The sequence below is a fragment of the Streptomyces polyasparticus genome (assembly GCF_014493765.1).
In the GTDB taxonomy this organism is placed as follows: Bacteria; Actinomycetota; Actinomycetes; order Streptomycetales; family Streptomycetaceae; genus Streptomyces; species Streptomyces polyasparticus.
This window is the reverse complement of the sequence record NZ_JACTVJ010000007.1, coordinates 162,066-187,594: the sequence shown is the minus strand read 5'-3', so window position 1 is coordinate 187,594 and position 25,529 is coordinate 162,066. Positions and strand designations below refer to the sequence as shown.

21 protein-coding genes are annotated in these 25,529 nt (G+C 70.4%); 8 read left to right on the top strand and 13 right to left on the bottom strand.

The window, feature by feature from the left end; all coding sequences use genetic code 11:
* Nucleotides 1-23 precede the first annotated feature (23 nt).
* Nucleotides 24-479 carry a YybH family protein gene (locus tag H9Y04_RS16520; protein WP_187814643.1) on the bottom strand — a complete coding sequence of 152 codons (456 nt, stop codon included), beginning with the start codon at nt 477-479 and terminating at the stop codon, nt 24-26.
* On the opposite strand from H9Y04_RS16520, the gene H9Y04_RS16515 reads away from it, so the two are divergent.
* On the top strand, nt 471-920 hold the full coding sequence (locus H9Y04_RS16515) for a winged helix-turn-helix transcriptional regulator (RefSeq protein ID WP_187814642.1): 450 nt from the start codon (nt 471-473) through the stop codon (nt 918-920). The genes H9Y04_RS16520 and H9Y04_RS16515 overlap by 9 nt on opposite strands.
* A gap of 91 nt (nt 921-1,011) precedes the next feature.
* On the opposite strand, the gene H9Y04_RS16510 is transcribed toward H9Y04_RS16515, so the two are convergent.
* The 3 genes from H9Y04_RS16510 to H9Y04_RS16500 all read right to left on the bottom strand — a co-directional run bounded on the left by H9Y04_RS16510 (nt 1,012) and on the right by H9Y04_RS16500 (nt 4,612).
* On the bottom strand, nt 1,012-1,869 hold the full coding sequence (locus H9Y04_RS16510) for a hypothetical protein (protein ID WP_187814641.1): 858 nt from the start codon (nt 1,867-1,869) through the stop codon (nt 1,012-1,014).
* Nucleotides 1,870-2,051: 182 nt separating this feature from the next.
* Nucleotides 2,052-3,227 (bottom strand): metallophosphoesterase, encoded by a 1,176-nt coding sequence (locus tag H9Y04_RS16505; RefSeq protein WP_438818112.1) that lies wholly within the window; start codon nt 3,225-3,227, stop codon nt 2,052-2,054.
* A gap of 281 nt (nt 3,228-3,508) precedes the next feature.
* Complete coding sequence (locus tag H9Y04_RS16500) at nt 3,509-4,612, bottom strand: LacI family DNA-binding transcriptional regulator (protein WP_187814639.1); 1,104 nt, start codon at nt 4,610-4,612, stop codon at nt 3,509-3,511.
* A gap of 398 nt (nt 4,613-5,010) precedes the next feature.
* Here H9Y04_RS16500 and hisC point away from each other — a divergent pair, with 398 nt between their 5' ends.
* Entirely contained in the window at nt 5,011-6,114 is a 1,104-nt protein-coding gene (gene hisC / locus H9Y04_RS16495; RefSeq protein WP_187814638.1) for a histidinol-phosphate transaminase, read from the top strand.
* A 42-nt stretch (nt 6,115-6,156) separates the two neighbouring features.
* Here the strand turns inward: hisC and H9Y04_RS16490 are convergent, their stop codons facing one another.
* Complete coding sequence (locus tag H9Y04_RS16490) at nt 6,157-6,531, bottom strand: cyclophilin-like fold protein (protein ID WP_187814637.1); 375 nt, start codon at nt 6,529-6,531, stop codon at nt 6,157-6,159.
* A gap of 308 nt (nt 6,532-6,839) precedes the next feature.
* Here H9Y04_RS16490 and H9Y04_RS16485 point away from each other — a divergent pair, with 308 nt between their 5' ends.
* The 5 genes from H9Y04_RS16485 (at nt 6,840) to H9Y04_RS16465 (ending at nt 16,233) form a co-directional block, all read left to right on the top strand.
* Nucleotides 6,840-8,351 carry a cytochrome ubiquinol oxidase subunit I gene (locus tag H9Y04_RS16485; protein ID WP_187814636.1) on the top strand — a complete coding sequence of 504 codons (1,512 nt, stop codon included), beginning with the start codon at nt 6,840-6,842 and terminating at the stop codon, nt 8,349-8,351.
* 15 nt (nt 8,352-8,366) lie between these two features.
* Entirely contained in the window at nt 8,367-9,371 is a 1,005-nt protein-coding gene (cydB, locus tag H9Y04_RS16480) for a cytochrome d ubiquinol oxidase subunit II (RefSeq protein WP_187814635.1), read from the top strand.
* 96 nt (nt 9,372-9,467) lie between these two features.
* Nucleotides 9,468-12,971, top strand: coding sequence for a thiol reductant ABC exporter subunit CydD (gene cydD / locus H9Y04_RS16475; RefSeq protein ID WP_187814634.1), 3,504 nt, complete (start codon nt 9,468-9,470; stop codon nt 12,969-12,971).
* Between the two features lie 119 nt (nt 12,972-13,090).
* Nucleotides 13,091-14,917, top strand: a complete 1,827-nt coding sequence (locus H9Y04_RS16470; protein WP_187814633.1) for a GAF domain-containing sensor histidine kinase — start codon at nt 13,091-13,093, stop codon at nt 14,915-14,917.
* A 254-nt stretch (nt 14,918-15,171) separates the two neighbouring features.
* Nucleotides 15,172-16,233, top strand: coding sequence for a M23 family metallopeptidase (locus tag H9Y04_RS16465; protein WP_236070912.1), 1,062 nt, complete (start codon nt 15,172-15,174; stop codon nt 16,231-16,233).
* A 46-nt stretch (nt 16,234-16,279) separates the two neighbouring features.
* Here H9Y04_RS16465 and H9Y04_RS16460 read toward each other — a convergent pair whose 3' ends face one another.
* From H9Y04_RS16460 to H9Y04_RS16450, 3 genes are all read right to left on the bottom strand, one after another.
* Nucleotides 16,280-17,170 (bottom strand): Cof-type HAD-IIB family hydrolase, encoded by an 891-nt coding sequence (locus H9Y04_RS16460; RefSeq protein ID WP_187814632.1) that lies wholly within the window; start codon nt 17,168-17,170, stop codon nt 16,280-16,282.
* 101 nt (nt 17,171-17,271) lie between these two features.
* A complete protein-coding gene (locus H9Y04_RS16455) occupies nt 17,272-18,201 on the bottom strand; it encodes an LLM class flavin-dependent oxidoreductase (RefSeq protein WP_187814631.1) in 930 nt (309 codons plus the stop codon).
* Nucleotides 18,202-18,258: 57 nt separating this feature from the next.
* Entirely contained in the window at nt 18,259-19,137 is an 879-nt protein-coding gene (locus H9Y04_RS16450; RefSeq protein ID WP_187814630.1) for a DUF72 domain-containing protein, read from the bottom strand.
* 161 nt (nt 19,138-19,298) lie between these two features.
* Here H9Y04_RS16450 and H9Y04_RS16445 point away from each other — a divergent pair, with 161 nt between their 5' ends.
* The gene (locus H9Y04_RS16445) at nt 19,299-20,132 is read left to right on the top strand and encodes an aquaporin (RefSeq protein ID WP_187814629.1); all 834 of its coding nucleotides are present in this window, start codon (nt 19,299-19,301) and stop codon (nt 20,130-20,132) included.
* On the opposite strand, the gene H9Y04_RS16440 is transcribed toward H9Y04_RS16445, so the two are convergent.
* The 5 genes from H9Y04_RS16440 to H9Y04_RS16420 all read right to left on the bottom strand — a co-directional run bounded on the left by H9Y04_RS16440 (nt 20,089) and on the right by H9Y04_RS16420 (nt 25,362).
* Nucleotides 20,089-20,646 (bottom strand): RNA 2'-phosphotransferase, encoded by a 558-nt coding sequence (locus H9Y04_RS16440; RefSeq protein WP_187814628.1) that lies wholly within the window; start codon nt 20,644-20,646, stop codon nt 20,089-20,091. The genes H9Y04_RS16445 and H9Y04_RS16440 overlap by 44 nt on opposite strands.
* A gap of 166 nt (nt 20,647-20,812) precedes the next feature.
* Nucleotides 20,813-21,778, bottom strand: a complete 966-nt coding sequence (locus H9Y04_RS16435; protein WP_187814627.1) for a MerR family transcriptional regulator — start codon at nt 21,776-21,778, stop codon at nt 20,813-20,815.
* 16 nt (nt 21,779-21,794) lie between these two features.
* The gene (locus H9Y04_RS16430) at nt 21,795-22,709 is read right to left on the bottom strand and encodes a metal-dependent hydrolase (protein ID WP_187814626.1); all 915 of its coding nucleotides are present in this window, start codon (nt 22,707-22,709) and stop codon (nt 21,795-21,797) included.
* Nucleotides 22,706-24,493, bottom strand: coding sequence for an SDR family oxidoreductase (locus H9Y04_RS16425; protein WP_187814625.1), 1,788 nt, complete (start codon nt 24,491-24,493; stop codon nt 22,706-22,708). The genes H9Y04_RS16430 and H9Y04_RS16425 overlap by 4 nt, the downstream gene beginning before the upstream one ends.
* Entirely contained in the window at nt 24,490-25,362 is an 873-nt protein-coding gene (locus tag H9Y04_RS16420) for a M24 family metallopeptidase (RefSeq protein ID WP_187814624.1), read from the bottom strand. The genes H9Y04_RS16425 and H9Y04_RS16420 overlap by 4 nt, the downstream gene beginning before the upstream one ends.
* Between the last annotated feature and the right edge of the window lie 167 nt (nt 25,363-25,529).

Genomic DNA, 25,529 nt, shown 5'->3' with positions numbered 1-25,529 from the left:
TCTCGATGGCGGGGCGGCCCGGGTTACTCGGTCCGCCCCGCATCGGGCGCGCCGGCGGTTGCGGTGGGGTTGCCGGTGCCGAAGGGGGCGGCCGTACCGAAGGGGTTGTCGATCACGTAGCGCCAGAAGCCGTCCGGGCCCCGGCGGGCCACGTCGGTGGCGGTGCCCTCGATGTGTACGGAGCCGCCGTGCGCGGCGACGCCGGCGATCACGAAGTCGACGATCAGAAGCGCCAGTTCGCCGGCCACGTAGGTGTGGCGCGGCGTCACACGGATGGGCACCCGCAGCGCGAGGAACTCCGCGTTGGCCCGTATCCGCCCTGCTCCCGTGACCTCGTGGCCCGGCTCGGGCACGAAGACCGCCCCGGGCTCGTAGACCTGGTCCAGCACCGCCGGATCGAAGGTGTTGAAGGCCCGGGCGAAGGCATACGGATGCTCGGCTGCGCCGGTCGCCAGCGGCACACTGGGGAGATGCGTCATACGACGAGTGAACAGTCCGGCGAAATAGGTCACCAAACGGAAATCCACGGCTGGGACCCGGAGTTGGTGCCCGGCTCGGCCGGTCGGACCCGCCGCCCCGAGCCCGGCTGCCCCGTGGAGGCCGCGCTCGCCGCCGTAGCGGGCCGCTGGACCACGCTGGTGCTGCGTGAGCTGATGGGCGGCCCTCGCGGCTTCACGGAGCTGCGGACACGGCTGCCGGAGCTCTCCGCGAAGGTGCTCAGCGAGCGGCTGCGCACCCTTCAGGAGAGCAGTCTGGTCACGGTCGAGCGGAGGCGCGGCTTTCCTGTCCGTACGCGTTACGAACTGACAGAGGCGGGCCGGGCGCTGCGCCCTCTTCTGGTCGAGCTGTACGCGACCGGGGAGCGGCTGTTGCGGCTACGGGAAGCCGAACTCCCTGCGCGGCCCGCCCGTTTCACGTGAAACAACGCCTGGCCGGACGGCACCTGAGCCGGACGGCACCTGAGCCGGACGGCACCTGAGATGGACATCACCTGAGCCGGACCGCGGCTCGTCAGTCCGGCTGATGCTCCGGCCCCCCGAAGTCCGGGCTGGAGAAGTCCGGGCTCGAGAAGCTGGGCTTGGGGCCCGCCGGCGGGCCGCCGTCGGGGCTGCTGAAGCCCGGGTGGCTGTAGCCGAGTTGGGGCATACGGCTGGACGGCGGGCTCGCGGTCGGATGCCTGGCCGCACCGGGGTCGGCCAGGGCCTCACGCAGGAACGGCAGCACACCCCGCTCCAGAAGCGCATCGCACCAGGCTTCCCTGGCGCGTGCGACCTCCCCGGTCAGCTCACCGCCTCCGGCCGCCTGCGACGTGGAGCCGTTGCGCAGCGCGGTCATCAGGAGCCCGACAGCCGCGACCAGGATGCCCGCGGCGGTGAGCGCGCCGAAGAACCAGCCGGCCGTCAGGAGGGTTTTGGCGAAGGTGGGTTCGGGGTTGAGCATCTTCAGGATGTAGCCGATGAGCAGGAAGATCGCGGCCGCGGTGCCCGCGAGTACCGGCGCGAGCACGGCGACGACGGCGACCAGACCCGCGCCCTCCGCGACCTCGCCCATGCTCGTGGCCAGGCCCACAGGACCCGTCGACGGCTCGGGGGACTCGGACGCACCGGATTCGGAGACGGCGGCCTTGGGCCGGGCCGGTTCGCGCAGTTCCTCGCGGACCTTGACGTAGTGCTCGTACTCGGACGCGGCGGCGGCGGTGATGAGCGCGGTGGCGTTGAGCGCCATCGTGCGCAGTTGTTCCGGGTTCAGACGTTCGCCGACGGCGGCCAGATCAGGGCGGTGCGGTGCGGAGCGCAGCGCTTCATCGAGGACCCGCTCATAGTCCTGGCGGTCCTCGTTCAGCAGGTGCGGAGCGCTGTTCATGTGCATCCCCCGATGCTCCGTAGGGCCGTGACTCCCGCTCGATCTCGGGCAGTTGGGCGGAAACGGAGGAGAGCCTGCTACGGATAAGCCGATGGTAGAGCGGCTCAGGCACGCGGTGACAGGGGGTTTCCGGAAATTGGCCCGGGGGCCGATCAGGAGTAGGTGCTGTGCACCTGCCCCGGAATCGCTCAGGTATCCAGCGGCAGCCGGCGCACAAGCAGCTTTCCGGCCATGGTCACGCCGCCGTCCATGGCGACGGCGAGGCCGTCCGCGTACACATGGGGACCCTCGACCTGAGGCCCGCCCCCGTCCTCGCCGTCCTCCGAGCCCACTTCGCCGAGCAGATACGGAATCGGGCTGTGACCATGGACGACCCTGCTGCCGCCGAACGCGCCCAGCAGCTCTCGTACAGCCTCGGGACCCGACTGGTCCCGGAAGGCGAAGCGCTTGGTGAACTTGCGGAAGAGGTCCCAGCACTCGTCCGCGTCATTGCGCGTGAGTGCCTCTCGGATCGTGTCGTTGACCGAGGTGATCGAATCGCCGTAGTCGAGATAAGCCGTGGTGTCGGAGTGCATCAGGAGGTGGTCGTCCTCCAGCTCGATCGCGTCGAGCCGGGACATCCACTGGAGGTGGTGGTCCTGGAGACGGTCCATATCGGACTTCTGCCCGCCGTTGAGCAGCCAGGCCGCCTGGAAGGTCGCGGTGCCCGCCCCCGAGTTGACCGGGGTGTCGCCGAAGCGCTTGGCGCCGATGAGCAGCAGCTCGTGGTTGCCCATGAGCGCCTTGCAGTAGCCTCCGGCCGCTGCGGCCTCGGCGGAGAGCCGCATCACGAGGTCGATGACGCCGATGCCGTCGGGGCCGCGGTCGGTGAAGTCCCCGAGGAACCAGAGCCGCGCGTTACCTGCGCACCAGTTGCCCTCGGCGTCGACGAGGCCTTGTTCGCGCAGTGCGGCGAGCAGCTCGTCGAGGTAGCCGTGCACATCGCCGACCACGTACAGCGGGCCGAGCTCCTCGGATCCGGCCGGCTCGGGCGCGGTCGCCGGGACGCGGACCTGCACCGTGTCCCCGCGGTTGATCACCGGGAGATCGCGCTGCGTCGGCGTGTAGCCCTCGGGCTCGCCGGCGTCGCCGAAGCGGTCCGAGGTATCGCCGAAACCCTCGCGGGATTCGCCGAAGCTGTCGCGGGGGTCGCCGAAACCGTCGCGGGGATCACCGAAATGGTCGCTGTTCTCACCGGTACGCTCGGCCGTCTCGCCGAGGTCGGCGGTCTGCTGCACATACGCGGGCACGCGGAAGTCGCGGACCGTGTCCGTACGCACCACGGGTCCCTGACCGGCCCCCTGAGTCATCGACCCCTCCACCACCGTTGCGCCGCATTCCGCCACCGGACCGGACTGCCTGGTCGCGGCCGTCCGTGGTGTCGTGCGCCCATCATAGGAATGCGCCTGGCGCTCTGTGATGCACCAGGGGTGGTGAATCGTGGCAGGACTCGGGGGCGCAGGGGATTTCTCCCGAATTGCGGGCAACCGGCCGTCGATTCGGAACGGCCGGTTGCCGTTTCGGAACGGCGGGCTGCCGCTCGCAAGCCGCTCGTTGCCGTTTCGGAGCGGCCGCCGGACGCTGTGCGGCGGCCGGCGGCCGTCACTCACTGCTCGGGCGTACGGGGCGGACTCACCGTCGTACGCGGGCGGCGGCGCTGCGAGGAGGTCCGGACGATCAGTTCCGTCGGTATCACCTGCTCGAGCGGGCCGGCCGAATCGACCCCCTCGATGGCATCGATGAGCAGCTGCACCACTGCGGTGCCGATACGGCGCGGTTTGAGCGAGAGCGTGGTGATGGGCGGCTCGGTGGTGGCGTACACCGCGGACTCACTGCAGCAGACGAGCAGCAGATCGTCGGGCACGCGCAGCCCGTAGCGCCGTGCGGCGGCGAGCAGATCGGTGCCGTTGGGGTCGAAGAGACCGTAGACGGCGTCCGGCCGGTCGGGCCGTGCGAGCAGCCGGTCGGCGGCGACGGCGCCCGCACACGGGTCGTGCGCCGGGTAGGCCTCGTACACCGGGTCCTGGTCCACGCGCTTGCACCAGCGCAGATACGCGGTGGTGGACAGATGCGTATAGGTGTCCGTCGTGGTGCCCGTGAGCAGGCCGATACGGCGGGCCCCGGCCTCGGCGAGATGGTCGAGGATCTCCATCACGGCGGCCTCGTGGTCGTTGTCGACCCAGGCGGTCACCGGAAGCGAGCCGGCCGGGCGTCCGTCGGAGACCACGGGTAAGCCCTGGCGCACCAGTTCGCTCACGACGGGGTCCTGGTCCGAGGGGTCGATCACGACGGTGCCGTCGAGGGCGACATTGGACCAGACGTCATGGCGTGAGGTCGCGGGCAGGATGACAAGGGCGTAGCCGCGGGCGAGCGCGGCGGAGGTGGCGGCTCTCGCCATCTCCGCGAAGTACGCGAACTCGGTGAAGGTGAAAGGTTCATCCCCGTATGTGGTCACGGTCAGGCCGATGAGGCCGGACTTTCCCGTACGGAGGGTTCGGGCCGCTGCGGAAGGGCGGTAGCCCAACCGGTCGGCGACCTCGCGGACGTGGCGGCGGGTGGCGTCGGGTAGCCGGCCCTTGCCGTTGAGCGCGTCGGAGACGGTCGTGATGGAGACACCGGCAGCGGCGGCCACGTCCCGGATGCCCGCCCGACCCTGCCGGCTTCCCCGAGTCTGCGCCCGGCTCACCTGGTGCTTCCCTGCTGCTGTCATGGCGAGCCGATAGTAGGGCTCATGAGGGTGGTCGACAGGGGCGCATATTCACTCGTTGACAGGCACGTTTTTGCAAGGTCCACTTCCCTTAACTCCCTTGGATACTAAGGGAGTTAAGGGCTTACTGCTCCATCACCACCTCGTGTGTGCGCATGCGCCTGGCAAGTGCTCCATGTTGCGAACAGGTCTCAACTCACCTTCACGGGTGATGCGCGCCACGGCGCGAGCCACCGGCGCGCGGCACCCCGCAGGGCGCTCCCCCCTCCCGTCCACGCCGCGCCGCCCTCGGGAGTTCTCGTTGTCCACAGGCCATTCGCAGGCGAGCGGAATCCTCATAGAGTGAGCAGTATTCGAACCTGAGTGGCACGAAGCCTTCAGTGGCATGAGGAGGACCCGCGGTGAGCCAGAGCCCGAAGCTGCGCGCCGAGCTGGACGGCATCCCGACCTACAAGCCGGGCCGCAGTGTCCAATCAGCGGCTACCGCCGCGGGCGCCGCGGCCGGCGGTCCGGTGGCGTACAAGCTGTCCTCCAACGAGAACCCGTATCCCCCGCTCCCCGGCGTGATGGAGCAGGCGATCGCGGCCGCCGGGTCCTTCAACCGGTACCCGGACATGGCGTGCACGGGTCTGATGAACGAGCTGTCGGAACGCTTCGGCGTCCCGCTGACGCATCTCGCCACCGGCACGGGCTCGGTCGGCGTCGCCCAGTCCCTGATCCAGGCGACCAGCGGCCCGGGCGACGAGGTGATCTACGCCTGGCGCTCCTTCGAGGCGTACCCGATCATCACGCAGATCAGCGGCGCGACCTCGGTGAAGGTGCCGCTGACCGCGGGGGAGGTGCACGACCTCGACGCGATGGCGGCCGCGATCACCGACCGCACCCGACTGATCTTCGTCTGCAACCCCAACAACCCGACGGGCACGGTCGTGCGCCGGGCCGAGCTCGAGCGCTTCCTCGACCAGGTGCCGAGCGATGTGCTCGTGGTCCTGGACGAGGCCTACCGCGAGTTCATCCGTGACGCCGAGGTGCCGGACGGCATCGAGCTCTACCGTGACCGGCCCAATGTCTGCGTGCTGCGCACCTTCTCCAAGGCGTACGGCCTCGCGGGTCTGCGCGTCGGCTTCGCGGTGGCCCATGAGCCGGTCGCGGCCGCGCTGCGCAAGACAGCGGTGCCCTTCGGGGTGAGCCAGCTCGCGCAGGACGCCGCGGTGGCCTCGCTGCGCGCCGAGGACGAACTGCTCGGCCGGGTCGGCTCGTTGGTGACCGAGCGGGGCCGGGTCCTGGAGACGCTCAGGGCCCAGGGCTGGACCGTCCCCGAGACGCAGGCCAACTTCGTCTGGCTGCGGCTCGGGGAGCGCACGGTCGACTTCGCGGCCGCCTGCGAGAAGGCCGGTGTCGTGGTGCGGCCGTTCCCCGGCGAGGGTGTGCGGGTCACGATCGGCGAGGACGAGGCCAATGACCTCTTCCTGGGGGCCGCGGAGGCCTTCCGCAAGGAGCTGTAAGGGGTCCTGGCCGACTAAGGGGACCCAGCCGGCCAAGGGAATCTATTCGGCGACCAGTTCCACCCGGATCGGGTCACCGCTGCGCACCGTCGCGAGGCGTCGGGGGTCGCCGTCGAGCGAGCCGAGCAGATTGCAGGGGCTCGCGAGACGGCACTCCTCGCCGCGGGAGATCGGCGTGGGGCGGTACGGCAGCGCCAGCGCGTCGCCGTCGGTCCAGAACGCCACCGTGCCGGGGTCGACGACCTGCGCGGCGTCGGCCTCCCGCTCGACGCTCACCCCGGTGTCGAAGTACACCTCCTCGCCCCAGGTGTTGGCCGAGGCGGTGAGGGGGAGCGCCTTGGCCAGCGCGCGGCTGGTCGGGGTGTCCTCGAGGGTCGCGGTCAGATGGTCTGCGGGCCAGGAGATGCGTATCTGCATGCCGTGAATTCAACAAGATGTTGAAGTTCTTGAAAAGGGCCGTCTCGCGGAATGAGGGGCCGCTTGGCCCCGGGTGCTTTCGCTCCGCCGCTCCTAGGCTCCCGCCCATGTCACAACTCGGAGCCCTCATCCGTCACATGGGGTGCAAGTCCGGAACGGGGCCCCGCCCGGAGTTGCCGACAAGCGGTACGACATAATGCTTGTGAATGTGAACGCGTTCACAAGCGTGTCCTGGTTGGTCCCGAAATAGGTGGGATCAGAGGGGCAAACTGCCGCTGTGACCACGGCGACGTAAGGAGACTGACGACGTGGACTTGGCTCTGGCGCCGGAGACCCTGGCGCGATGGCAGTTCGGCATCACCACCGTCTACCACTTCCTTTTCGTCCCCATCACGATCTCGCTCGCCGCTCTCGTGGCCGGCCTGCAGACCGCGTGGGTTCGGACCGAGAAGGAGAAGTACCTCAGGGCGACGAAGTTCTGGGGCAAGCTGTTTCTGATCAACATCGCGATGGGTGTCGTCACCGGCATCCTGCAGGAGTTCCAGTTCGGCATGAACTGGTCCGACTACTCGCGCTTCGTCGGTGACATCTTCGGCGCTCCCCTCGCGTTCGAGGCTCTGATCGCCTTCTTCTTCGAGTCGACCTTCATCGGTCTGTGGATCTTCGGCTGGGACAAGCTGCCGAAGAAGATCCACCTGGCCTGCATGTGGATGGTCTCGATCGGCACCATCCTCTCCGCGTACTTCATCCTCGCTGCCAACTCCTGGATGCAGCACCCGGTCGGCTACAAGATCAACGAGGAGAAGGGGCGGGCCGAACTCACCGACTTCTGGCACGTCCTGACGCAGAACACCGCGATCGCCCAGATGTTCCACACCATGACCGGCGCCTTCATGGTCGGCGGCGCGTTCATGGCCGGCATCGCCGCGTACCACCTGATGCGCAAGAAGCACATCGAGACCATGAAGACCTCGCTGCGGCTCGGTCTGGTCACGCTCGCCATCAGCGGTGTGCTCTCGGCGGTCAGCGGCGACCACCTCGGCAAGATCATGTTCGAGCAGCAGCCGATGAAGATGGCCGCGGCCGAGGCGCTGTGGGACGGCCAGACCGAAGCGCCCTTCTCGGTCTTCGCCTACGGCGATGTCGACGAGGGGCACAACAAGGTCGCCATAGAGATTCCGGGCCTGCTGTCCTTCCTCGCGCACAACAACTTCAACGACTTCGTCCCCGGCATCAACGACCTCCAGAAGGAGATGCAGGAGAAGTACGGACCCGGCGACTACCGGCCGAACATCCCCGTCGCGTACTGGGGTTTCCGCTGGATGATCGGGTTCGGGATGGCCTCGCTCGGCATCGGTCTGCTCGGGCTCTGGCTGACCCGCAAGAAGTTCCTGCTGCCGCAGCACCTGCGGGTCGGTGAGGACGAGGTGCCGAACCTCGTGCTCTTCAGGAACAAGCCGCTGAGCGCCAAGTGGGGCAAGTGGTACTGGCTGCTTCTCCTGTGGACCATGCTCTTCCCACTGATCGCCAACTCGTGGGGCTGGATCTTCACCGAGATGGGCCGCCAGCCGTGGGTCGTCTTCGGTGTCATGAAGACCGCGGCCGCCGTCTCCCCCAATGTCTCCCAGGGCGAGGTCATCACCTCGATGACCATCTACACGCTCCTGTACGCGGCCCTCGCCGTGATCGAGGTCAAGCTGCTCATGAAGTACGCCAAGGCCGGACCGCCGGAGCTCACGGAGGACGACCTCAACCCGCCCACGAAGATCGGCGGGGACTCCAAGGATGGCTCCGACCGGCCGATGGCCTTCTCGTACTGAGGGAGGGAGAGGGATATGGAACTCCACGACGTCTGGTTCGTCCTGATCGCCGTTCTCTGGACCGGCTACTTCTTCCTCGAGGGCTTCGACTTCGGGGTCGGCATCCTCACCAAGCTGCTCGCCCGTGACCGCACCGAACGCCGCGTCCTGATCAACACGATCGGGCCGGTCTGGGACGGCAACGAGGTATGGCTGCTCACGGCCGGCGGTGCCACCTTCGCCGCGTTCCCCGAGTGGTACGCGACGCTGTTCTCCGGCTTCTATCTGCCGCTGCTCTTCATCCTGATCTGCCTGATCATCCGCGGTGTGGCCTTCGAGTACCGGCACAAGCGGCCCGAGGACAAGTGGCAGTCCAACTGGGAGCACGCGATCTTCTGGACCTCGCTGATCCCGGCGCTCCTGTGGGGTGTGGCCTTCGCCAACATCGTGCGGGGCGTGAAGATCGACAAGGACATGGAGTACGTCGGCAACTTCTGGGATCTGCTCAACCCGTACGCGATCCTCGGCGGCCTGGTCACGCTGACGCTCTTCACCTTCCACGGTGCGGTGTTCACGGCGCTCAAGACCGTCGGCGACATCCGGGAGCGGGCGCGCAAGCTGGCGCTCACGCTGGGCCTGGTCACGGCCGTGCTCGCGCTCGCGTTCCTGATCTGGACCCAGGCCTCGCACGGTGACGGCAAGTCGCTCGTCGCGATGATCGTGGCGGTGCTGGCCCTGGTCGGTGCGCTTGCGGCCATCAAGGTGGGGCGTGAAGGCTGGTCGTTCGCGCTGTCGGGCGTCACCATCGCGGCCGCGGTGGCCATGCTGTTCCTGACGCTCTTCCCGAACGTCATGCCGTCCTCGCTGAACGAGGAGTGGAACCTCACGGTCACCAACGCCTCGTCCAGCCCGTACACCCTGAAGATCATGACCTGGTGCGCGGCGGTGGCCACACCGATCGTGCTGCTCTACCAGTCCTGGACCTACTGGGTGTTCCGCAAGCGGATCGGTACGCAGCACATCGCTGCCGACTCGCACTGAGCGTGTGAAGTACAGGGGTGCGCCAACACCTGCTCTGACAAGGGCTGTTGGCGCACCTCTTTCTCGTACGGGTTCTCGTCATGGAGGCTGTTTCACGTGAAACCGGTCGATCCGCGCCTCATGCGCTACGCGCAGGCCACCCGCCTCTTCCTCATCGCCATCGTGGTGCTCGGACTCGCGGGGGCCGGTCTGGTCATCGCGCAGGCGATGCTGATCGCCGAGATCGTGGTGGGCGGCTTCGAACAGGGGCTTTCCACTGGGGAGTTGCGCACCCCCTTGTTGCTGCTCGCGGCTGTGGCCGTGGGGCGCGGGCTCGTCGGCTGGCTCACGGAGCTGGCCGCGCACAAGGCCAGTGCGGCGGTGAAGTCCGAGCTGAGGGGGAGGCTGCTCGGGCGGGCGACCGCGCTGGGACCGGGATGGCTGAGCGGTCAGCGGACCGGCTCGCTGGTCGCGCTCGCCACCCGCGGAGTGGATGCGCTGGACGACTACTTCGCCCGCTATCTGCCCCAGTTGGGGCTCGCCATCGTCGTGCCGGTCGCGGTGCTCGCGCGGATCGTGACCGAGGACTGGGTCTCCGCGGCGATCATCGTGGTCACGCTGCCGCTGATTCCGCTGTTCATGATCCTCATCGGGATGGCCACGCAGACCCGTATGGACCGTCAGTGGAAGCTGCTCTCGCGGCTCTCCGGGCACTTCCTCGACGTGGTCGCGGGCCTGCCGACGCTGAAGGTGTTCGGGCGAGCCAAGGCGCAGGCCGAGTCGATCCGGAAGATCACCGGTGAGTACCGGCAGGCCACGATGCGCACCCTGCGGATCGCCTTCATCTCCTCCTTCGCCCTGGAACTGCTCGCCACCCTGTCGGTCGCGCTGGTCGCGGTGACGATCGGGATGCGGCTCGTGCACGGCGAGTTGGACCTCTACATCGGTCTGGTCGTCCTGGTGCTTGCGCCCGAGGCGTATCTGCCGCTGCGGCAGGTCGGCGCGCAGTACCACGCGGCGGCGGAGGGACTCGCGGCCGCCGAGGAAATCTTCGAGGTCCTGGAGACACCGCTGCCAGCCACCGGTGAAGGTCCTGCGCCGCGCGGCGAGTTGAGCGTCGAGGGCGTCACCGTGCGCTACCCCGGGCGCGCTACGGCGGCCGTGGAGAACGTGTCGTTCACGGTCGGCGAGGGCGAGACCGTGGCACTCGTCGGGCCGAGCGGTGCGGGCAAGTCCACCTTGCTGGCCGCCGTGCTCGGTTTCGTACGGCCCGACGAGGGACGTATCCGGGTCGGCGGGACCGACCTCGCGTCCGTGGCACCCGGTGCGTGGCACGAGCAGGTGGCGTGGGTGCCGCAGCGCCCGCACATGTTCGCGGGGACGCTGGCGGAGAACGTACGGCTCGCGCGGCCGGACGCCACCGATGAGCAGGTGCGGCAGGCGCTCCAGGATGCCGGCGCGCTGGAGTTCGTGGACGCGCTGCCCGAGGGCCTCGCCACGCGGCTCGGCGAGGAGGGGGCCGGACTCTCGGCCGGACAGAAGCAACGGCTCGCATTGGCACGGGCGTTCCTCGCGGACCGTCCCGTCCTGCTGCTCGACGAGCCGACGGCCGCGCTCGACGGGGCCACCGAGGCACAGATCGTGGAGGCCGTACGGCGTCTCGCGGTGGGCCGGACCGTGCTGCTCGTGGTGCACCGGCCGGCGCTGCTCGCGGTCGCGGACCGGGTGGTGCGGGTCGAAGGCGGCGCCCCGGCAGCGGAGTTGACCACGCCCGCTTCGGCCGCGGCGGTACGGGAGGGTCTCGCCGAGGCCGCCGCCGGAGGCGAAGGGCTGGCCGCGGCCCCCGTGGCGGAGGACTTCGACGAGCCCGTCGTCGCACACGGCGTTCTCGCCCGCGTACGGAACATGGCCGGCGCGCGCAGCGGGCGGCTGTTGCTCGGACTCTTCCTCGGCAGCCTCGCGCTCGGCAGCGCCGTCGGTCTGATGGCCACCTCCGGCTGGCTGATCTCGAAGGCCTCGCTGCAGCCGCCCGTCCTTCACCTCATGGTGGCCGTCACCGCTACCCGCGCCTTCGGCATCGGCCGCGCGGTCTTCCGGTACGCCGAGCGCCTGGTCACCCATGACGCCGTGCTGCGGATGCTGGCCGACACCCGGGTTGCCGTCTACCAGCGGCTCGAACGGCTCGCGCCCGCCGGGCTGCGCAAGACCCGGCGCGGGGACCTCCTCGCCCGCCTCGTCGGCGATGTGGACGCACTGCAGGACTACTGGCTGCGCTGGCTGCTGCCGGCGGGGGCCGCACTGGTCGTAGGGGTGGGCGCGGCCGGGTTCACCGCGTGGCTGCTGCCCGAGGCCGGGGCGCTGCTCGCCGCCGGACTGCTGCTCGCCGGGGTCGGGGTGCCGTGGCTGAGCGGACTCGTGGCCCGCCGGGCCGAGCGGCGCCTCGCCCCCGCGCGCGGGGTGCTCTCGACGCGGGTGGCCGATCTGCTCACCGGGACGGCCGAGTTGACGGTCGCGGGCGCCCTTCCCGACCGTACGGAGAAGGCGCGCGTCGCCGACGCCGAGCTGACCCGGATCGCCTCGCGAGGTGCGGGGGCGACCGCGCTCGGGGCCGGGCTCAGCGCCGTGATCTGCGGGCTCACCGTGGTCGCCGCCGGGGCCGTCGGGGTGGCCGCGGTCGGGGACGGAAGGCTGAGCGGAGTGGCGCTCGCCGTCGTCGTCCTCACTCCGCTGGCCGCATTCGAGGCCGTCACCGGACTGCCGCTCGCCGTGCAGTACCGGCAGCGGGTGCGGCGCAGTGCGGAGCGGGTCTTCGAGGTGCTCGACGCACCCGAGCCCGTGCACGAGCCCGCGGTGCCCGCCAAGACGCCCGCCGAGCCCTTCCCGCTGCATCTGCGGGGGATCTCGGCCCGCCACCCCGGCCAGGACCGGGACGCGCTCGCCGGCGTCGATCTGACCCTGCGGCAGGGGCGGCGGATCGCGGTCGTGGGCCCGTCCGGGTCCGGCAAGACCACGCTCGCGCAGGTGCTGCTGCGGTTCCTCGACGCCCGGAGCGGTACGTACACGCTGGCCGACGTGGACGCGTACCGGATGCACAGCGACGCGGTACGGCGGCGCGTCGGGCTCTGCGCCCAGGACGCGCACCTCTTCGACAGCTCCGTACGGGAGAACCTGCGCCTGGCCCGGACCGACGCCACCGACGCCGAGCTGCGCGAGGCGCTGGCGCAGGCGCGGCTCCTGGACTGGGTGGACTCGCTGCCCGACGGTCTGGACACGCTCGTGGGCGAGCACGGGGCGCGGCTCTCGGGCGGCCAGCGGCAGCGGCTCGCGCTGGCGCGGGCGCTCCTCGCCCGCTTCCCCGTCCTCGTCCTGGACGAGCCTGCCGAGCATCTCGACCTGCCGACCGCCGATGCCCTGACCGCCGATCTGCTGGCGGCGACCGAGGGCACGGCGACTGTGCTGATCACACACCGGCTCGCCGGGCTCGACGCGGTGGACGAGGTGCTGGTCCTGGAGCACGGGCGGGTGGTGCAGCAGGGCGCGTACGCCGAGCTGATCGCGGTGGACGGGCCGCTGCGGAGGATGGCGGAGAGGGAGCGGGAGGCGGAGGTCCTGGTCGGGTAGGACCGCCGGGGCGGGCAGGCCGGGGCGGGCAGGCCGGGGCGGGCAGGCCGGGGCGGGCAGGGCGGGCAGCGGGCCGTACCCGACTTTCCTCTGAAATTCGGACTAACTAGGCTCAAGGCATGCAAGCCCCCGCCGCCCCTGAAGATCTGCCCGAAGACCTGCCCGGAGAGCTCTCCGAGGGCCGGCCCGGAGACCTGTCAGAAGGTCGGCCCGAGGACCGGCCCGAGAACCCCCCTCCCTTCCCGGAGCGGGACGTCACCGGGACGGCCGCCGCGGAGCAGGCCGCGCGCAGTCTGCAGTCGCTTCCCGAGGAGCTCGCGGCCCGTTTGCCGCAGCTCCTCGAAGCGATGGTGTCCGTGGGCAGCGGGCTCGATCTGCACACCACGCTCGACCGCATCGCGGAGACGGCGGCCAGTCTGACCGGCGCCAAGTACGCGGCGATCGGCGTGATCAACGACAAGGGCGACGGGCTCGCGGACTTCGTCACGTACGGCATTCCGCAGCAGCACCGGGAGCTGATCGGCGCGCTGCCGGACGGCAGGAGCGGGCTGCTCGGTGCGCTGATCAAGGATCCGGCGACGGTACGGCTCGACGATCTGACCAAGGACCCGCGCTCGGTCGGCTTCCCGCCGAACCACCCGCCGATGCGGACCTTCCTCGGCGTACCGATCCGGGTGGGCGGCGAGGTCTTCGGCAATCTGTATCTGACCGAGAAGCAGGGCGGCGGCAGCTTCAGCGTCTACGACCTGCACATGGTCAAGGTGCTCGCGACCGAGGCCGGCATCCAGATCGGCAACGCCCGGCTCTACGAGGCGACCCGGCAGCGCGAGCGCTGGATCGACGGATCCGTGGCGGTCACCACCGCGCTCCTGTCCGGCGCCGACGCCGATGAATCCCTCACCGTCGTGGCCGAACAGGCACGCAAGCTCGCCAATGCCTCGGCCGCCTTCGTGCTGCTCACCGCCGAGGAGGGCGGCCTGGAGATCGTGGCCGAGTCCACCGAGCGCGGGCCCTCCTCCGCCCTCGGCCTGCTCGTGCCGCCCGAGTCCCCCGTCGTCGATCTGGTGCTCGGCGGCGAGCCGGTGTTCATCGACGACGCCGCGACCGACGACCGGCTGATCACCGAGCTGGCCCGCGCGTACGGGCCCACCATGTTCCTTCCGCTGGAGAGCGGCGGCCGGGTGCTCGGGGTGCTCGCGGCGCCGCGCGTGTGCGGCGCGCAGCCGTACACCGAGGCCGAGAAGACCCTCGCCGTGCAGTTCGCCGCGCAGGCCGCGCTCGCCCTGATGATGGCCGAGGCGCAGCGCGACCGTGAGCGGCTCGCGGTCTTCGAGGACCGCGACCGTATCGCCCGTGACCTGCACGATCTGGTGATCCAGCGGCTGTTCGCCACCGGCATGATGCTGGAGAGCGCGCAGCGGCGCTCGATCGTGCCCGAGGTCAAGACCGGGGTCGGCAAGGCCGTGGACGAACTCGACGTCACCATCCAGGAGATCCGCACCGCGATCTTCGCGCTGCAGCAGGGTCCCGCGGAGGCGCCCTCCGGGCTGCGCACCCGGGTGCTCAGGGAGATCAACATGGCGGCGGTGCCCCTGGGGTTCAAGCCCGCGCACCGTTTCCTCGGTCCGGTGGACACCCTGGTCGGCGAGCTGACCGGCAAGAACCTGATCGCCGCGCTGCGCGAGGCGCTCTCCAATGCCTTCCGGCATGCGGAGGCCGGTCGGATCGAGGTCGTGGTCGACGCCCAGGCCGAACTGCCGGACGGCCGCGAAGGCGTACGGCTGACCGTGGCCGACGACGGGGTCGGCATCCCGGAGGGCGGCCGGCGCAGCGGCCTGAAGAACCTCAAGCGGCGGGCCGAGTCCCTGGGCGGCGACAGCTGGTACGGGCCGGGGATCGGGTCGGACGGTGCCGGGACGACGGTGGTGTGGCAGGCGCCGCACTGACAGCGCCCCGGGTTTCCCGTGATGGGGGCGTGGTTTCACGTGAAACACGCACGCTTGTCCGCAGTTGAAGCACGCGGGCCAGCCCGCAGTTGAAGCACGCGGGCGTGTCCGCGGCTGAAGCACGTCGGCTCGTCCGCGGCCCAAACCCCGGGACCACTGTTCGGCTCAACTCCCCGACCCCGTATGGGGCAAGGGTCACCCCGGTGGCCTTGTCCGTCCGCGCGTGGCGTCAACCGGCGGGTGACGATCCGTGCATGGTCCTGATGCCGCGTCGTGCTCCGTCCGTATTCCTCATGGGCGCCCTGCTGCTGGCGCTCGCGAGCACCTCCGAGGCCGACTCGGACCCGGAGGCGCCGGGCGACCACGGCCATGGGCCGGGGACCAGCGGCAAGGTGGCGCGGCTGCTCGAGGACGCGGCGAAGGCGACACAGGAGTACGAACGGGGGCGGCGGGCCGCCGAGGCCGAGCGCGCGAAGGCCCAGCGCCTGGAGGGGCTCCTGGCGAAGCAGCGGCGTGAACTGAAGATCCTGAACGCCGAGTTGGGGCGGATCGCGCGCGGCCAGTACCGCAGCGGCGGCGAGATCCCGTACACCGCGCAGCTGCTGCTCGCCGACGATCCGGACGAGGTGATGCGGGGTCAGCGGGTCGCGCTGCAGGCCCAGCAGGCCATGAACCATCTGATCGACAAGACCCAGCGCACCGCCCGCCGGCTCGACGCGGACCGGCAGCGCGCCGCGGCCGCCTGGCACTCCCTGGACGAACGCCGGGTCCGGCTCGCCTCGTTGAAGAACGGGATCGAGAAGAAGCTCGAGGACGCCCGGTGGACGCTGCAGGGCGAGGCGGACGCCCAGGTCGCGGCGGGTGCCTGCCGTGGTGCCGTACGTCTCGACCAGCCTTCGCTGCCGAAGGGCCGCACGTGGGTCACACCGGTCGAGACGTATGAACTCTCCGCCGGCTTCGGCAGCGGCGGTGACCGCTGGGCCAACCGGCACACCGGGCAGGACTTCGCCGTGGGCATCGGGGAGCCGGTGCGGGCGATCGGCGCCGGGCGGGTGGTGAAGGTGTCGTGCGGCGGCGGATTCGGGATGGAGGTCCTGGTCAAGCACCCCGGCGGCTACTACTCGCAGTACGCCCATCTCGCCTCCGCCGCCGTCGACCAGGGCGACAAGGTGCGCCCGGGACAGTGGCTCGGGCAGGCGGGCACGACCGGCAACTCGACCGGCCCGCATCTGCACTTCGAGATCCGGCTCACGCCGTACCTGGGGTCGGGGGTCGACCCCAGGAAGTGGCTGGCGGAGCGGGGTGTGAAGCTCTGACGCGGCCCGGGGCGTGAAGCTCTGAGCCCCGAGCGCCCCGCTGCGGTCAGGCGCGGGCCTCGGCGATGAGCTGCTCGATGATCACGGCCACACCGTCGTCGTTGTTGGCGACCGTACGGCCCCACGCGGCGGCGATGACGTCCGGGTGGGCGTTGCCCATCGCGTAGGAGCGGCCGGCCCAGCTGAGCATCTCGACGTCGTTGGGCATGTCGCCGAAGGCGACGACCTCCTCGGCGCGGATCCCGCGCTCCTCGCAGCACAGCGCGAGCGTGCTGGCCTTGGAGACGCCCGGGGCGCTGATCTCCAGGAGAGCGGTGGGGCTCGAGCGGGTGACCTCGGCATGCGGGCCGACGGCCGCGCGGGCGAGGGCGAGGAACTCGTCGGGGGAGAGTTCGCCGTGGTGGGCCAGGAGCTTGAGGATCGGCTGGTCGGCCTGGTCGGAGTCCTCGGCGAGCAGCTTCTCGGCCGGAGCGGTGATGAGAGCCGGGTCCATGTGCAGCGGCGGATACGCCGGTTCGTAGCAGAGCCCGCCGGTGCGCTCGACCGCGAACTTCGTGCCGGGGACGGCGGCGCGCAGCAGCTCGACCACGTCGACGGCGGTCTCGCGCTCCATGGCGCGCAGCTTCACGAACCGGTGCTCGCCGGGGCCGCCGTGCAGATCGACCACCGCGGCGCCGTTCCCGCAGATCGCCAGGCCGTGGCCGTGCACGTGCGCGCTGACCACGTCCATCCAGCGGGCGGGGCGGCCGGTGACGAAGAAGACCTCGATACCGGCCTCTTCGGCGGCGGCGAGCGCCGCGACCGTACGCGGGGACACGGACTTGTCGTCCCGCAGCAAGGTGCCGTCCAGGTCCGTGGCGACCAGTCGGGGACGGGGGTGGGCGGGCTCGGGATGCGGGGCTGCTGCGGAGGTCGTCACAACGGCATTGTTCCGCATATGCCCGAGCGCCAAGCCGTCGGGTGCACATCTGAGTGGGTGCGAGCCCCGGTGAGTGCCCTGCTGTCCCACCGGGGCTCAGGAGTCCCACGCCGGAGTGGCTACAGGAGGGCCGCGGCTTGCTTCGCGATCTGCTCGTAGCCCTGCTCGTCGGCGGCGAACACCGAGTCAGCGATGGGCATATGGATCACCAACTCGGTGAAGCCGAGCTCGGCATACGGCTTCGCGAACTCGACGAAGGCGTCGACGGAGCGCAGCGGGTGGGCCCCGGCGGCATAGGTGTCCGGGTTGAACTCCGGGGTGAAGCCGGTGAGCAGGATCTTGTCCAGCTCTGCCACGTCCCGGCCCTGCTCGGCGCAGGCCTTGCCCAGCTTGGCGACCTGCGCGGCCACGGCCTCGACGGACTGCTCGGGCGTGCCCGCCTCGTACAGCTTCGGATCACCCGTGGTCACCCAGGCCTGACCGTGCCGTGCCGCGAGGCGCAGACCGCGGGGGCCGGTCGCGGCGACGGCGAGCGGCAGCCGCGGGGACTGGACGCAGCCGGGCAGGTTGCGTGCCTCGGTCGCCGAGTAGAACGTGCCCTCGCTGGTGACCTCGGCCGGCTCGCTGAGCAGCCGGTCGAGCAGGGCCACGAATTCGGCGAACCGGTCCGCGCGCTCCTTGGGCGTCCACTGGTCCTCGTCCGGCTTCTTCAGCGTGGTGGCGTCGAAGCCGTCGCCGCCCGCGCCGATGCCGAGGGTGATCCGGCCGCCGGAGATGTCGTCGAGGGAGATCAGTTCCTTGGCGAGGGTGACCGGGTGCCGGAAGTTCGGCGAGGTCACGAGGGTGCCCAGGCGCAGCGTCGTGGTGGCCGTGGCGGCGGCGGTGAGGGTGGGGAGCGCGCCGAACCACGGGCCGTCGCGGAAGCTCCGCCAGGCGAGGTGGTCGTAGGTGTACGCGGCGTGGAAGCCGAGCTCCTCGGCGCGCTGCCACTTGTCGCGGCCGCCGTGGTGCCAGGGGACGGTGGGGAGGATGACGGTGCTGAGGCGCATGCCGCCAGCGTACGTCGGGGCGCGGGCCGGGCCCGGACTCCGGATGACGGGCCGGGCTCAGGCCCCGAGCAGCTCGCGCATCGTCTCCGCGGCCCGCACCGCCGAGTCCCCGCAGCAGTTGTTGAACAGGACATGGACCTCGTCGGCCCGGTCCGCCAGGGAGCGCAGATCCGGGGTCCAGGCGGCGAGTTCCTCGCGGGTGTAGTGGTGCCGGAAGCGGTCCTCTTTCGTGCCGGTCCCCCAGGCCCTGCTCCGCCCGTGGAAGCGCACGGCCGCGAGCCGGCCGGTGGTGACGGGGGTGACCGGCGGGACGGAGGCCGGGAGCGACTGGTCCATGTCCACGGCCACGGCGGTCAGGCCGAGCTCGGCGAGCAGGGCGAATGTGGCGTCGTAACCCTCCTTCTGCCACCACTGGGGATGCCGGAACTCCACGGCCACTGGCCAGCCCTCGGTGCGCTCCCGGCACCCGCGCAGCAGTGCCTCGGCCGAGGGGCCCGGGGCCGTCCACGGCGGGAACTGGAAGAGCAGGGTGCCCAGGCGCCCGGCGGCGCGCAGCGGTTCGAGCGCCGCGAGGAACCTGTGCGCCACCTCGTCGAGCAGTGCGGGGTCCGCCTGCTGCCGGCCGAGGCGCGGGGGGAGTGCGGACCGCAGGTCGGCAGGCAGTGCTTCGGGCCGGGTCGGGTGCCCGGTGAGCAGCGAGAACGCCTTCACATCGAAGCGGAAACCGGTGGGTGAACGCTCCGCCCACAGCGCGCTGTTGCGGGTGCTCGGCAGCCCGTAATACGTGGAGTCCACTTCGACCAGCGGGAACCGGGACGCGTAGTACCGCAGCCGGGGCTCCGCGTCGCGGTGGCCCGGGGGATACCAGCCGCTGGACAGCAGCTCCCGGTCCGTCCAGGAGCAGGCGCCGACACGGATCCGTCCTGTCTCTCCCACGGCTGCCGAGTTCCCCGAGGGAAGCCGCCGATACCTCGGTTGCCTCTGTTGGAATTCCAAGTTACGGAATACATTTTCCACGATGTGGTGACGGGGGTGCTCATCTGGCGATGAATCAGGCACGAATCGGGCAAACCCCCAGAACGGAAGAGGGGAGCCCCATGCACAGCAGCGCCTCGCCGGTCCGCAAGGCCGTCGCCGAACTCATCGGGACCGCGGCCCTGGTGGCCGTCGTCGTCGGTTCCGGACTGCAGGCCGCGCGCCTGACGGACGACACCGGGGTACAGCTCCTCGCCAACTCCCTGGCCTCGGCGATCGGCCTCGGGCTGCTCATCGCGCTGTTCGGGCCGGTCTCGGGCGGGCAGCTCAACCCCGTGGTGACGCTGTCGGCCTGGTGGCTCGGCCGGCGTGACGGCAGCGGTCCGGGCACGCGCGAAGCGCTCGCGTATGTCGTGGCGCAGACGGTGGGGGCGGTCGCCGGTGCGCTGCTCGCGGAGGCGATGTTCGGGCGTGCGGAGGTCGTCTGGTCCACGCAGGAGCGGATCGGGGACCGGCTGCTGCTCGGCGAGGTGGTGGCCACGGCGGGTCTGGTGCTGCTCATCTGCGGTCTTACGCGGATCGGGCGTCCGCAGCTGGCGCCGGTCGCGGTGGCCGCGTATATCGCCGCCGCGATCTGGTTCACGTCGTCCGGGTCGTTCGCCAATCCGGCCGCGACGGTCGGGCGTGCGTTCACCGACTCGTTCACCGGGATCTCCCCCGGTTCGCTGCCCGGCTTCATCACGGCTCAACTGGCCGGTGGCGCGCTGGGTCTGGCGCTTGCGGCGGTGCTCTACGGGAAGCCGGCGGGCCCGGACAGCCGGCTCAGCCCGGACAGCCGGCTCAGCCCGGACAGCCCGCTCGGCCCGGACAGCAGGCTCATTACGGACAGCCCCCTCGGCCCCGAAAGCAGGCTCAGCCCGGAAAGCGCAGATACTGCGGCGGTACGGATGCCGTGAGCCACACGCCGTTCGCGCTGATCCGGAATTCATGGCCGTCGCGGTGCATCGCGCCCGCGTCCACGGACAGGATCACGGGACGGCCGCGGCGGGCGCCCACGCGGGTGGCGGTCTCGCGGTCTGCCGAGAGATGGACGTCATGGCGGGCCATGGCGCTCAGGCCCTGGGCGCGGATCGCGTCCAGATGGCGGGCGACGGTGCCGTGGTAGAGGTACGGCGGCGGTGTCGCGGGCGGCAGGTCCAGGTCGACCTCGACGGAGTGGCCCTGGCTGGCGCGGATCCGGGTGCCGTCGACCGCGAAGCGCTTCTTGTCGTTGTGCGCGACCACATGGTCCAGCTCGGCCCGGGTGAAGGTGAATCCGTGCGCGGCGGCCGCGGCGATCAGTGTCTCGATCTCGACCCAGCCGTTCGCGTCCAGCGTCAGGCCGATCCGGTGCGGCTCATGGCGGAGGTGCTTGGAGAGGTATTTGGAGACGCGAACGGTCCGCCTCTCGTCGGGTGTTCTGTCAGTCATCGTCACAGAATGCCCGGCGGTCTCCGGGCGCGCATCAGGATTTCCCGGAGTCCAGATCCACGTGGTCCGTAATTCCCCGAAATTTAACGAGAGTTAGGCATGATCCACAGGTAACCCGGGTTATCCACAGGCTGGTTGAGGAATGTGTGGACAACTGGCGGTCGGATCACGGCACTTGGTCAACTGATGCCGCTTCATTCCGCTTTGCTGCCAGTGCGTCCAAGGTCCGTGCGTGCACCTCTCGTTCGGCCGCCGTCGCGATGAAGACCGATATCCCGTCCGCGCCAACGAGCCGCCGTACAAGATCGATTGTGTGCACCGGGAGCGCCACCGGAACGTCTCCGGATTGGCTCGGCGGGGGCGGTGAGGCGCCCAAGTGCTGCTGCAGATGGCGGGTCGCGAACGTGCGCATGGCGCGGGCGAGTTCGGCGTCCACGGTCTGCTGGGCGAGCGGGCGCAGTCTGCGCACCAGCGCGGCGGCTTCGGCCGCGTCCGCGTCCGTGGGCGGCTGGTGTTCCAGATAGCGCATGAAGACATGCTCGGTCGTGAACTCCAGGAAACGGGAAGCTATGTGCTCGACCTGGACCCGCAACTCCCTCAGATGCGCGGCGATGGCGTGCAGCGGCACCCCCGCCGCATGCAATTCGGCGGCCACGGCCAGCTCTTGGGGGCTCGGCACCAGGAACTCGTCCTCGCGGCCCGGAATCCTTTCCAGTACGCCGAGTTCGACGGCTTCCTCGACCGCCGCCTCGTCCGGTTCCCCGCCGAACTTCAGGTCGAGCTCCTGCCGGGTGATCCGGTCGGCCTTCTCGTCCGTCCAGGGCCCGTCGACCTCGGCGACCAGGCCGAGCACTCCGCCGAGGCCCCGGCCGGAGTCCCAGGCCTCGAGGAGTTCCTTGATCGAGGCGAGTGTGTAGCCGCGGTCCAGGAGGTCGGCTATCTGCCGCAGCCGGGAGAGGTGGGCGTCCCCGTACACATTGGAGCGGCCCCTGCGCTCCGGGCGGGGGAGCAGTCCGCGGTCCTGGTAGGCGCGGATCGTACGGACCGTGGCGCCGCTGTGGTGGGCCAGGTCCTCGATCCGGTACTCGGCCCGGCGCCCCGGGCCCGTCCGCTCCTTGGTCTGCTCCGTCACGCTCCCCGCCCTCTCCTCATGCGAGGGCCGACCGCCCGATCGCCCCCGCCGCGGCCCGCGCCGCCGGGGACGAGGCCAGATACTCCACCGCCTTGCGCAGCGAGCCCTCCTGCGAGGGATGGTACGTCCGCCGCAGATAGCGGGGTACGGCCGCGCCGATCTCCTTCCAGGTGGGCAGCAGCCCTTTGCGTACGGCCCGGTTGTGCTCGCGCAGCGAGTACCGGACCCGTCCCGCGAGCTCCGGATCGTGCCGCAGGAGATAGGCGGCGCCCCACACCCACAGGTAGAGCATCACCGGAGCGGTCACCGCCATGCCGGCGATGCGCCGGGTGTAGCGGGCCGCGCCCTCGCCGCCGCAGTGCTGGTACATGTCGAAGGCGACCGAGCGGTGCTCGACCTCCTCCGCGCCGTGCCAGCGAAGCAGGTCGAGCATGACCTCGTCCGCGTCCGCCGCGTCCAACCCCTCGGCGTGCAGCACCCAGTTGCCGAGCACCGCCGTGAACTGCTCGATCGCCGCGATGACCGCGAGCCGGAAGCGCAGCCACTCCTGCGGCCGTATCGGTGCGCCGAGCGGTGGCTGCTCGCCGAGCAGCCGGTCGAAGAGCAGGTCCACATAGCGCGTGTACCGCCGCGTCTGAAGCCCCTTGGCGGCGAGGTGGTCGAGGACGTACGCGTGCTGCACGCTGTGCGTGGCCTCCTGCCCCATGAACCCCTTGACGTCCCTGAGCAGCCCCGGGTCGTCGACCAGCGGCAGGGCCTCCTTGAACACCTTCACGAACCAGCGCTCGCCCGCCGGAAGGAGCAGATGCAGCACATTGATGACATGGGTGGCCGTCGGCTCGTCCGGTATCCAGTGCAGCGGCGTGGACTCCCAGTCGAAGGAGACGCGGCGCGGCGCGATCGGGTGCCGACTGTCCTGTAACGAGCTCATACCGGCGGCTCCAGACGTGCGATCGCCCGCAGCGCCTTCGGCGTGAAGCGGGACAGCAGATGGGCGCCGCGCGCCTCCGGCGTCACGGGCACGACGGCCCGGTTGGTGAGCACCGCGCCCAGGATCGCGTCGGCCACCTTCTCCGGCGGGTAGTTGCGCAGCCCGTACAGCCGCGAGGTGCGCTTCTGGCGGCGCTTCTCCTCCTCCGCGTCGACCCCCGCGAAGCGTGCGGTGGCCGTGATGTTGGTGTTCACGAAGCCCGGGCAGATCGCCGAGACGCCGATGCCCTGGCCGGCCAGTTCGGCGCGCAGGCACTCGCTGAGCATCAGGACCGCGGCCTTCGAGGTCGAGTACGCGGGCAGCGCCTTGGAGGGCTGATACGCCGCAGCGGACGCGGTGTTGACGATATGGCCGCCCTGTCCGCGCTCGGCCATCTGCGCGCCGAAGATCCGGCAGCCGTGGATCACGCCCCACAGATTGACGTCGAGGACCTTCTTCCAGTCCTCGCTCGTGGTCGCGAAGAAGGAGCCGGACAGGCCGATCCCCGCATTGTTGACCAGCACATCGACGATTCCGTACTCGGCGGCGACCTTCTCGGCCAGCTTCTCCATGGCCGCCTCGTCTGAGACGTCCACCTGCTCGCCCCAGGCCTCGGGCGCTCCGATCAGAGCCGCCAACTCGGCGGTACGGGAGGCACCTTCGCCGTCACGGTCGACGGCGACCACCCGCGCCCCGGCCTCCGCGAAGGCGAACGCGGTCGCCCGTCCGATGCCGCTCGCCGCGCCCGTAACAAGGACGAGCTGCCCGGCGAACCGCTGCGCATAGGCATCGGCGCGCTTGCCGCGCTTGGCGGGGACGGCGAGCGCCTTGTCGGCGGGGGTCTCGACGGACCTAACGAACTGGCCGATCCAGGCCGCCAGTTGATCCGGGCGCGTGCGCGGCACCCAGTGCTTGGCCGCCACCGTCCTGCGCGTCACGCTCGGCACCCACTGCTCAAGATCGTCGTAGAGCTTCGGCGAGAGGAACATGTCCCCGGTCGGCGTGATCAGCTGCACCGGTGCGTGCGCGTGCGCATCGGCCCGCGGTCTGCTCAGCCGCGCCCGTACGTTGTCCCGGTAGAGCCACGCGCCATGGGCCGCGTCCGAAGGCAGCGAGGGCGTGGGATAGCCGCCGGCCGGCACTTTCTCCACGCGCGCGAGCAGCCGCGGCCACTGCTTGCCGAGCGGTCCGCGCCACGCGAGCTCCGGCAGGACGGGGGTGTGCAGCATGTACACGTACCAGGACTTGGCCCCCTGGCCGAGGAGTTGGCCCACCTTGCGCGGGGTCGGGCGGGTCATCCGCTTCTTGATCCAGTGCCCGAAGTGGTCGAGCGAAGGACCGGATATCGAGGTGAAGGACGCGATCCTGCCGCGCGTGCGCTCCACGGTCGTGAACTCCCAGGCCTGCACCGAGCCCCAGTCGTGCCCCACCAGATGCACCGGCCCGTCCGGGCTCACCGCGTCGGCGACCGCCAGGAAGTCATCGGTCAGCTTCTCCAGCGTGAAGCCGCCGCGCAGCGGGGTCGGGGCGGTGGAACGGCCGTGCCCGCGTACGTCGTAGAGCACCACGTGGAAGTGCTCGGCAAGCCGCACGGCGACCTCGGACCACACCTCCTTGGAGTCCGGATACCCGTGCACGAGGAAGACGGTCGGCCGTTCGCTGTCGCCCAGTTCGGCGACGCAGAGCTCCACACCGCCCGTGCGCACCCAGCGCTCCCGCGCGCCCTTCAGAAGTCCACCGCTCATGCTGCCTGCTCCCGCCCCCACCGCTTCACATGCGGCAGTTCGTCATCCAGCCAGAACGCGCTCTCGGCCGGGTCCTTGGAATCCGTCACGACAAGCAGCTCCTCGAACTTCGCGCCCGTACCCCGGAATCCGAGGTGCGGTTCGACCGCCCAGAGGCCCGGCTGCGGCGGGTGGTCGGAGAACTTGTACGGCGACCACAGCGGAGACCAGCCGTCCCGGTGCCCGTGCAGCGCGTCGCTCGCGAGGCCCTTGAGGGACTGCGTGCCGAACCCGAACAGATGCGGGTTGAACCGGCGCTCCTTGACCTGGTCCACCTTGTGCGCGATCACGCCGAAGGGGTACGCCCGGTGCCGGTTCGCATACCCCTGCCGCTGCATCAGGCGCTCCACGTCCTCGTAGATCTCCCGCAGCGGCCGCCGCTCGCGCACCTCGGTGAGGATCAGCTCGCGATGCGCCCGGAGGTCGGCCATCAGCTTTTCCTGTACGGGGTTGGGGCCGAGGCTGCCCGAGTAGCCGATGTCGGCGGTGAAGCCCTGGTACACGGGCGCCATGTCGAGGATGTACGGCATCCCCGGCTCCAGGACGCGGTTGGTCGGGAAGAACTGCAGCGGGACCTTGAACCCCACGAAGGCCGTACGGTCCCCGAACCATGCGAAGGGCAGATGGAACCAGTCCCGCACCCCGCGCTCGCGCAGCCACACGCGCTGCATGCGGGCGGCCTCGCGCTCGGTCACGCCGGGGGTGAGCTGTGCGGCCACCGCCTCGGCGCACTCGTACGCCAGGGCCTGGACCTCCCTGAACCCCGCCAGGTCCCTGCCCCGCTCACCACCGGCCCGTCGCCTGGGCCCTGCGTCCACCACTGAGCTCATGCCACCCGCCCCGTCCGTCCGGCCTTGCGCTACGCGTCCGTAACTTGACACTGATGAATGTGACAATGCCTGGCGGTGACGTCAAGGGGTGTGCACGGGCTGTGGAAAACTTCCCCGACCAGGGCCCAATGGCCCGTATCCACAAGGCATTTGGGCACCTGTGCGGC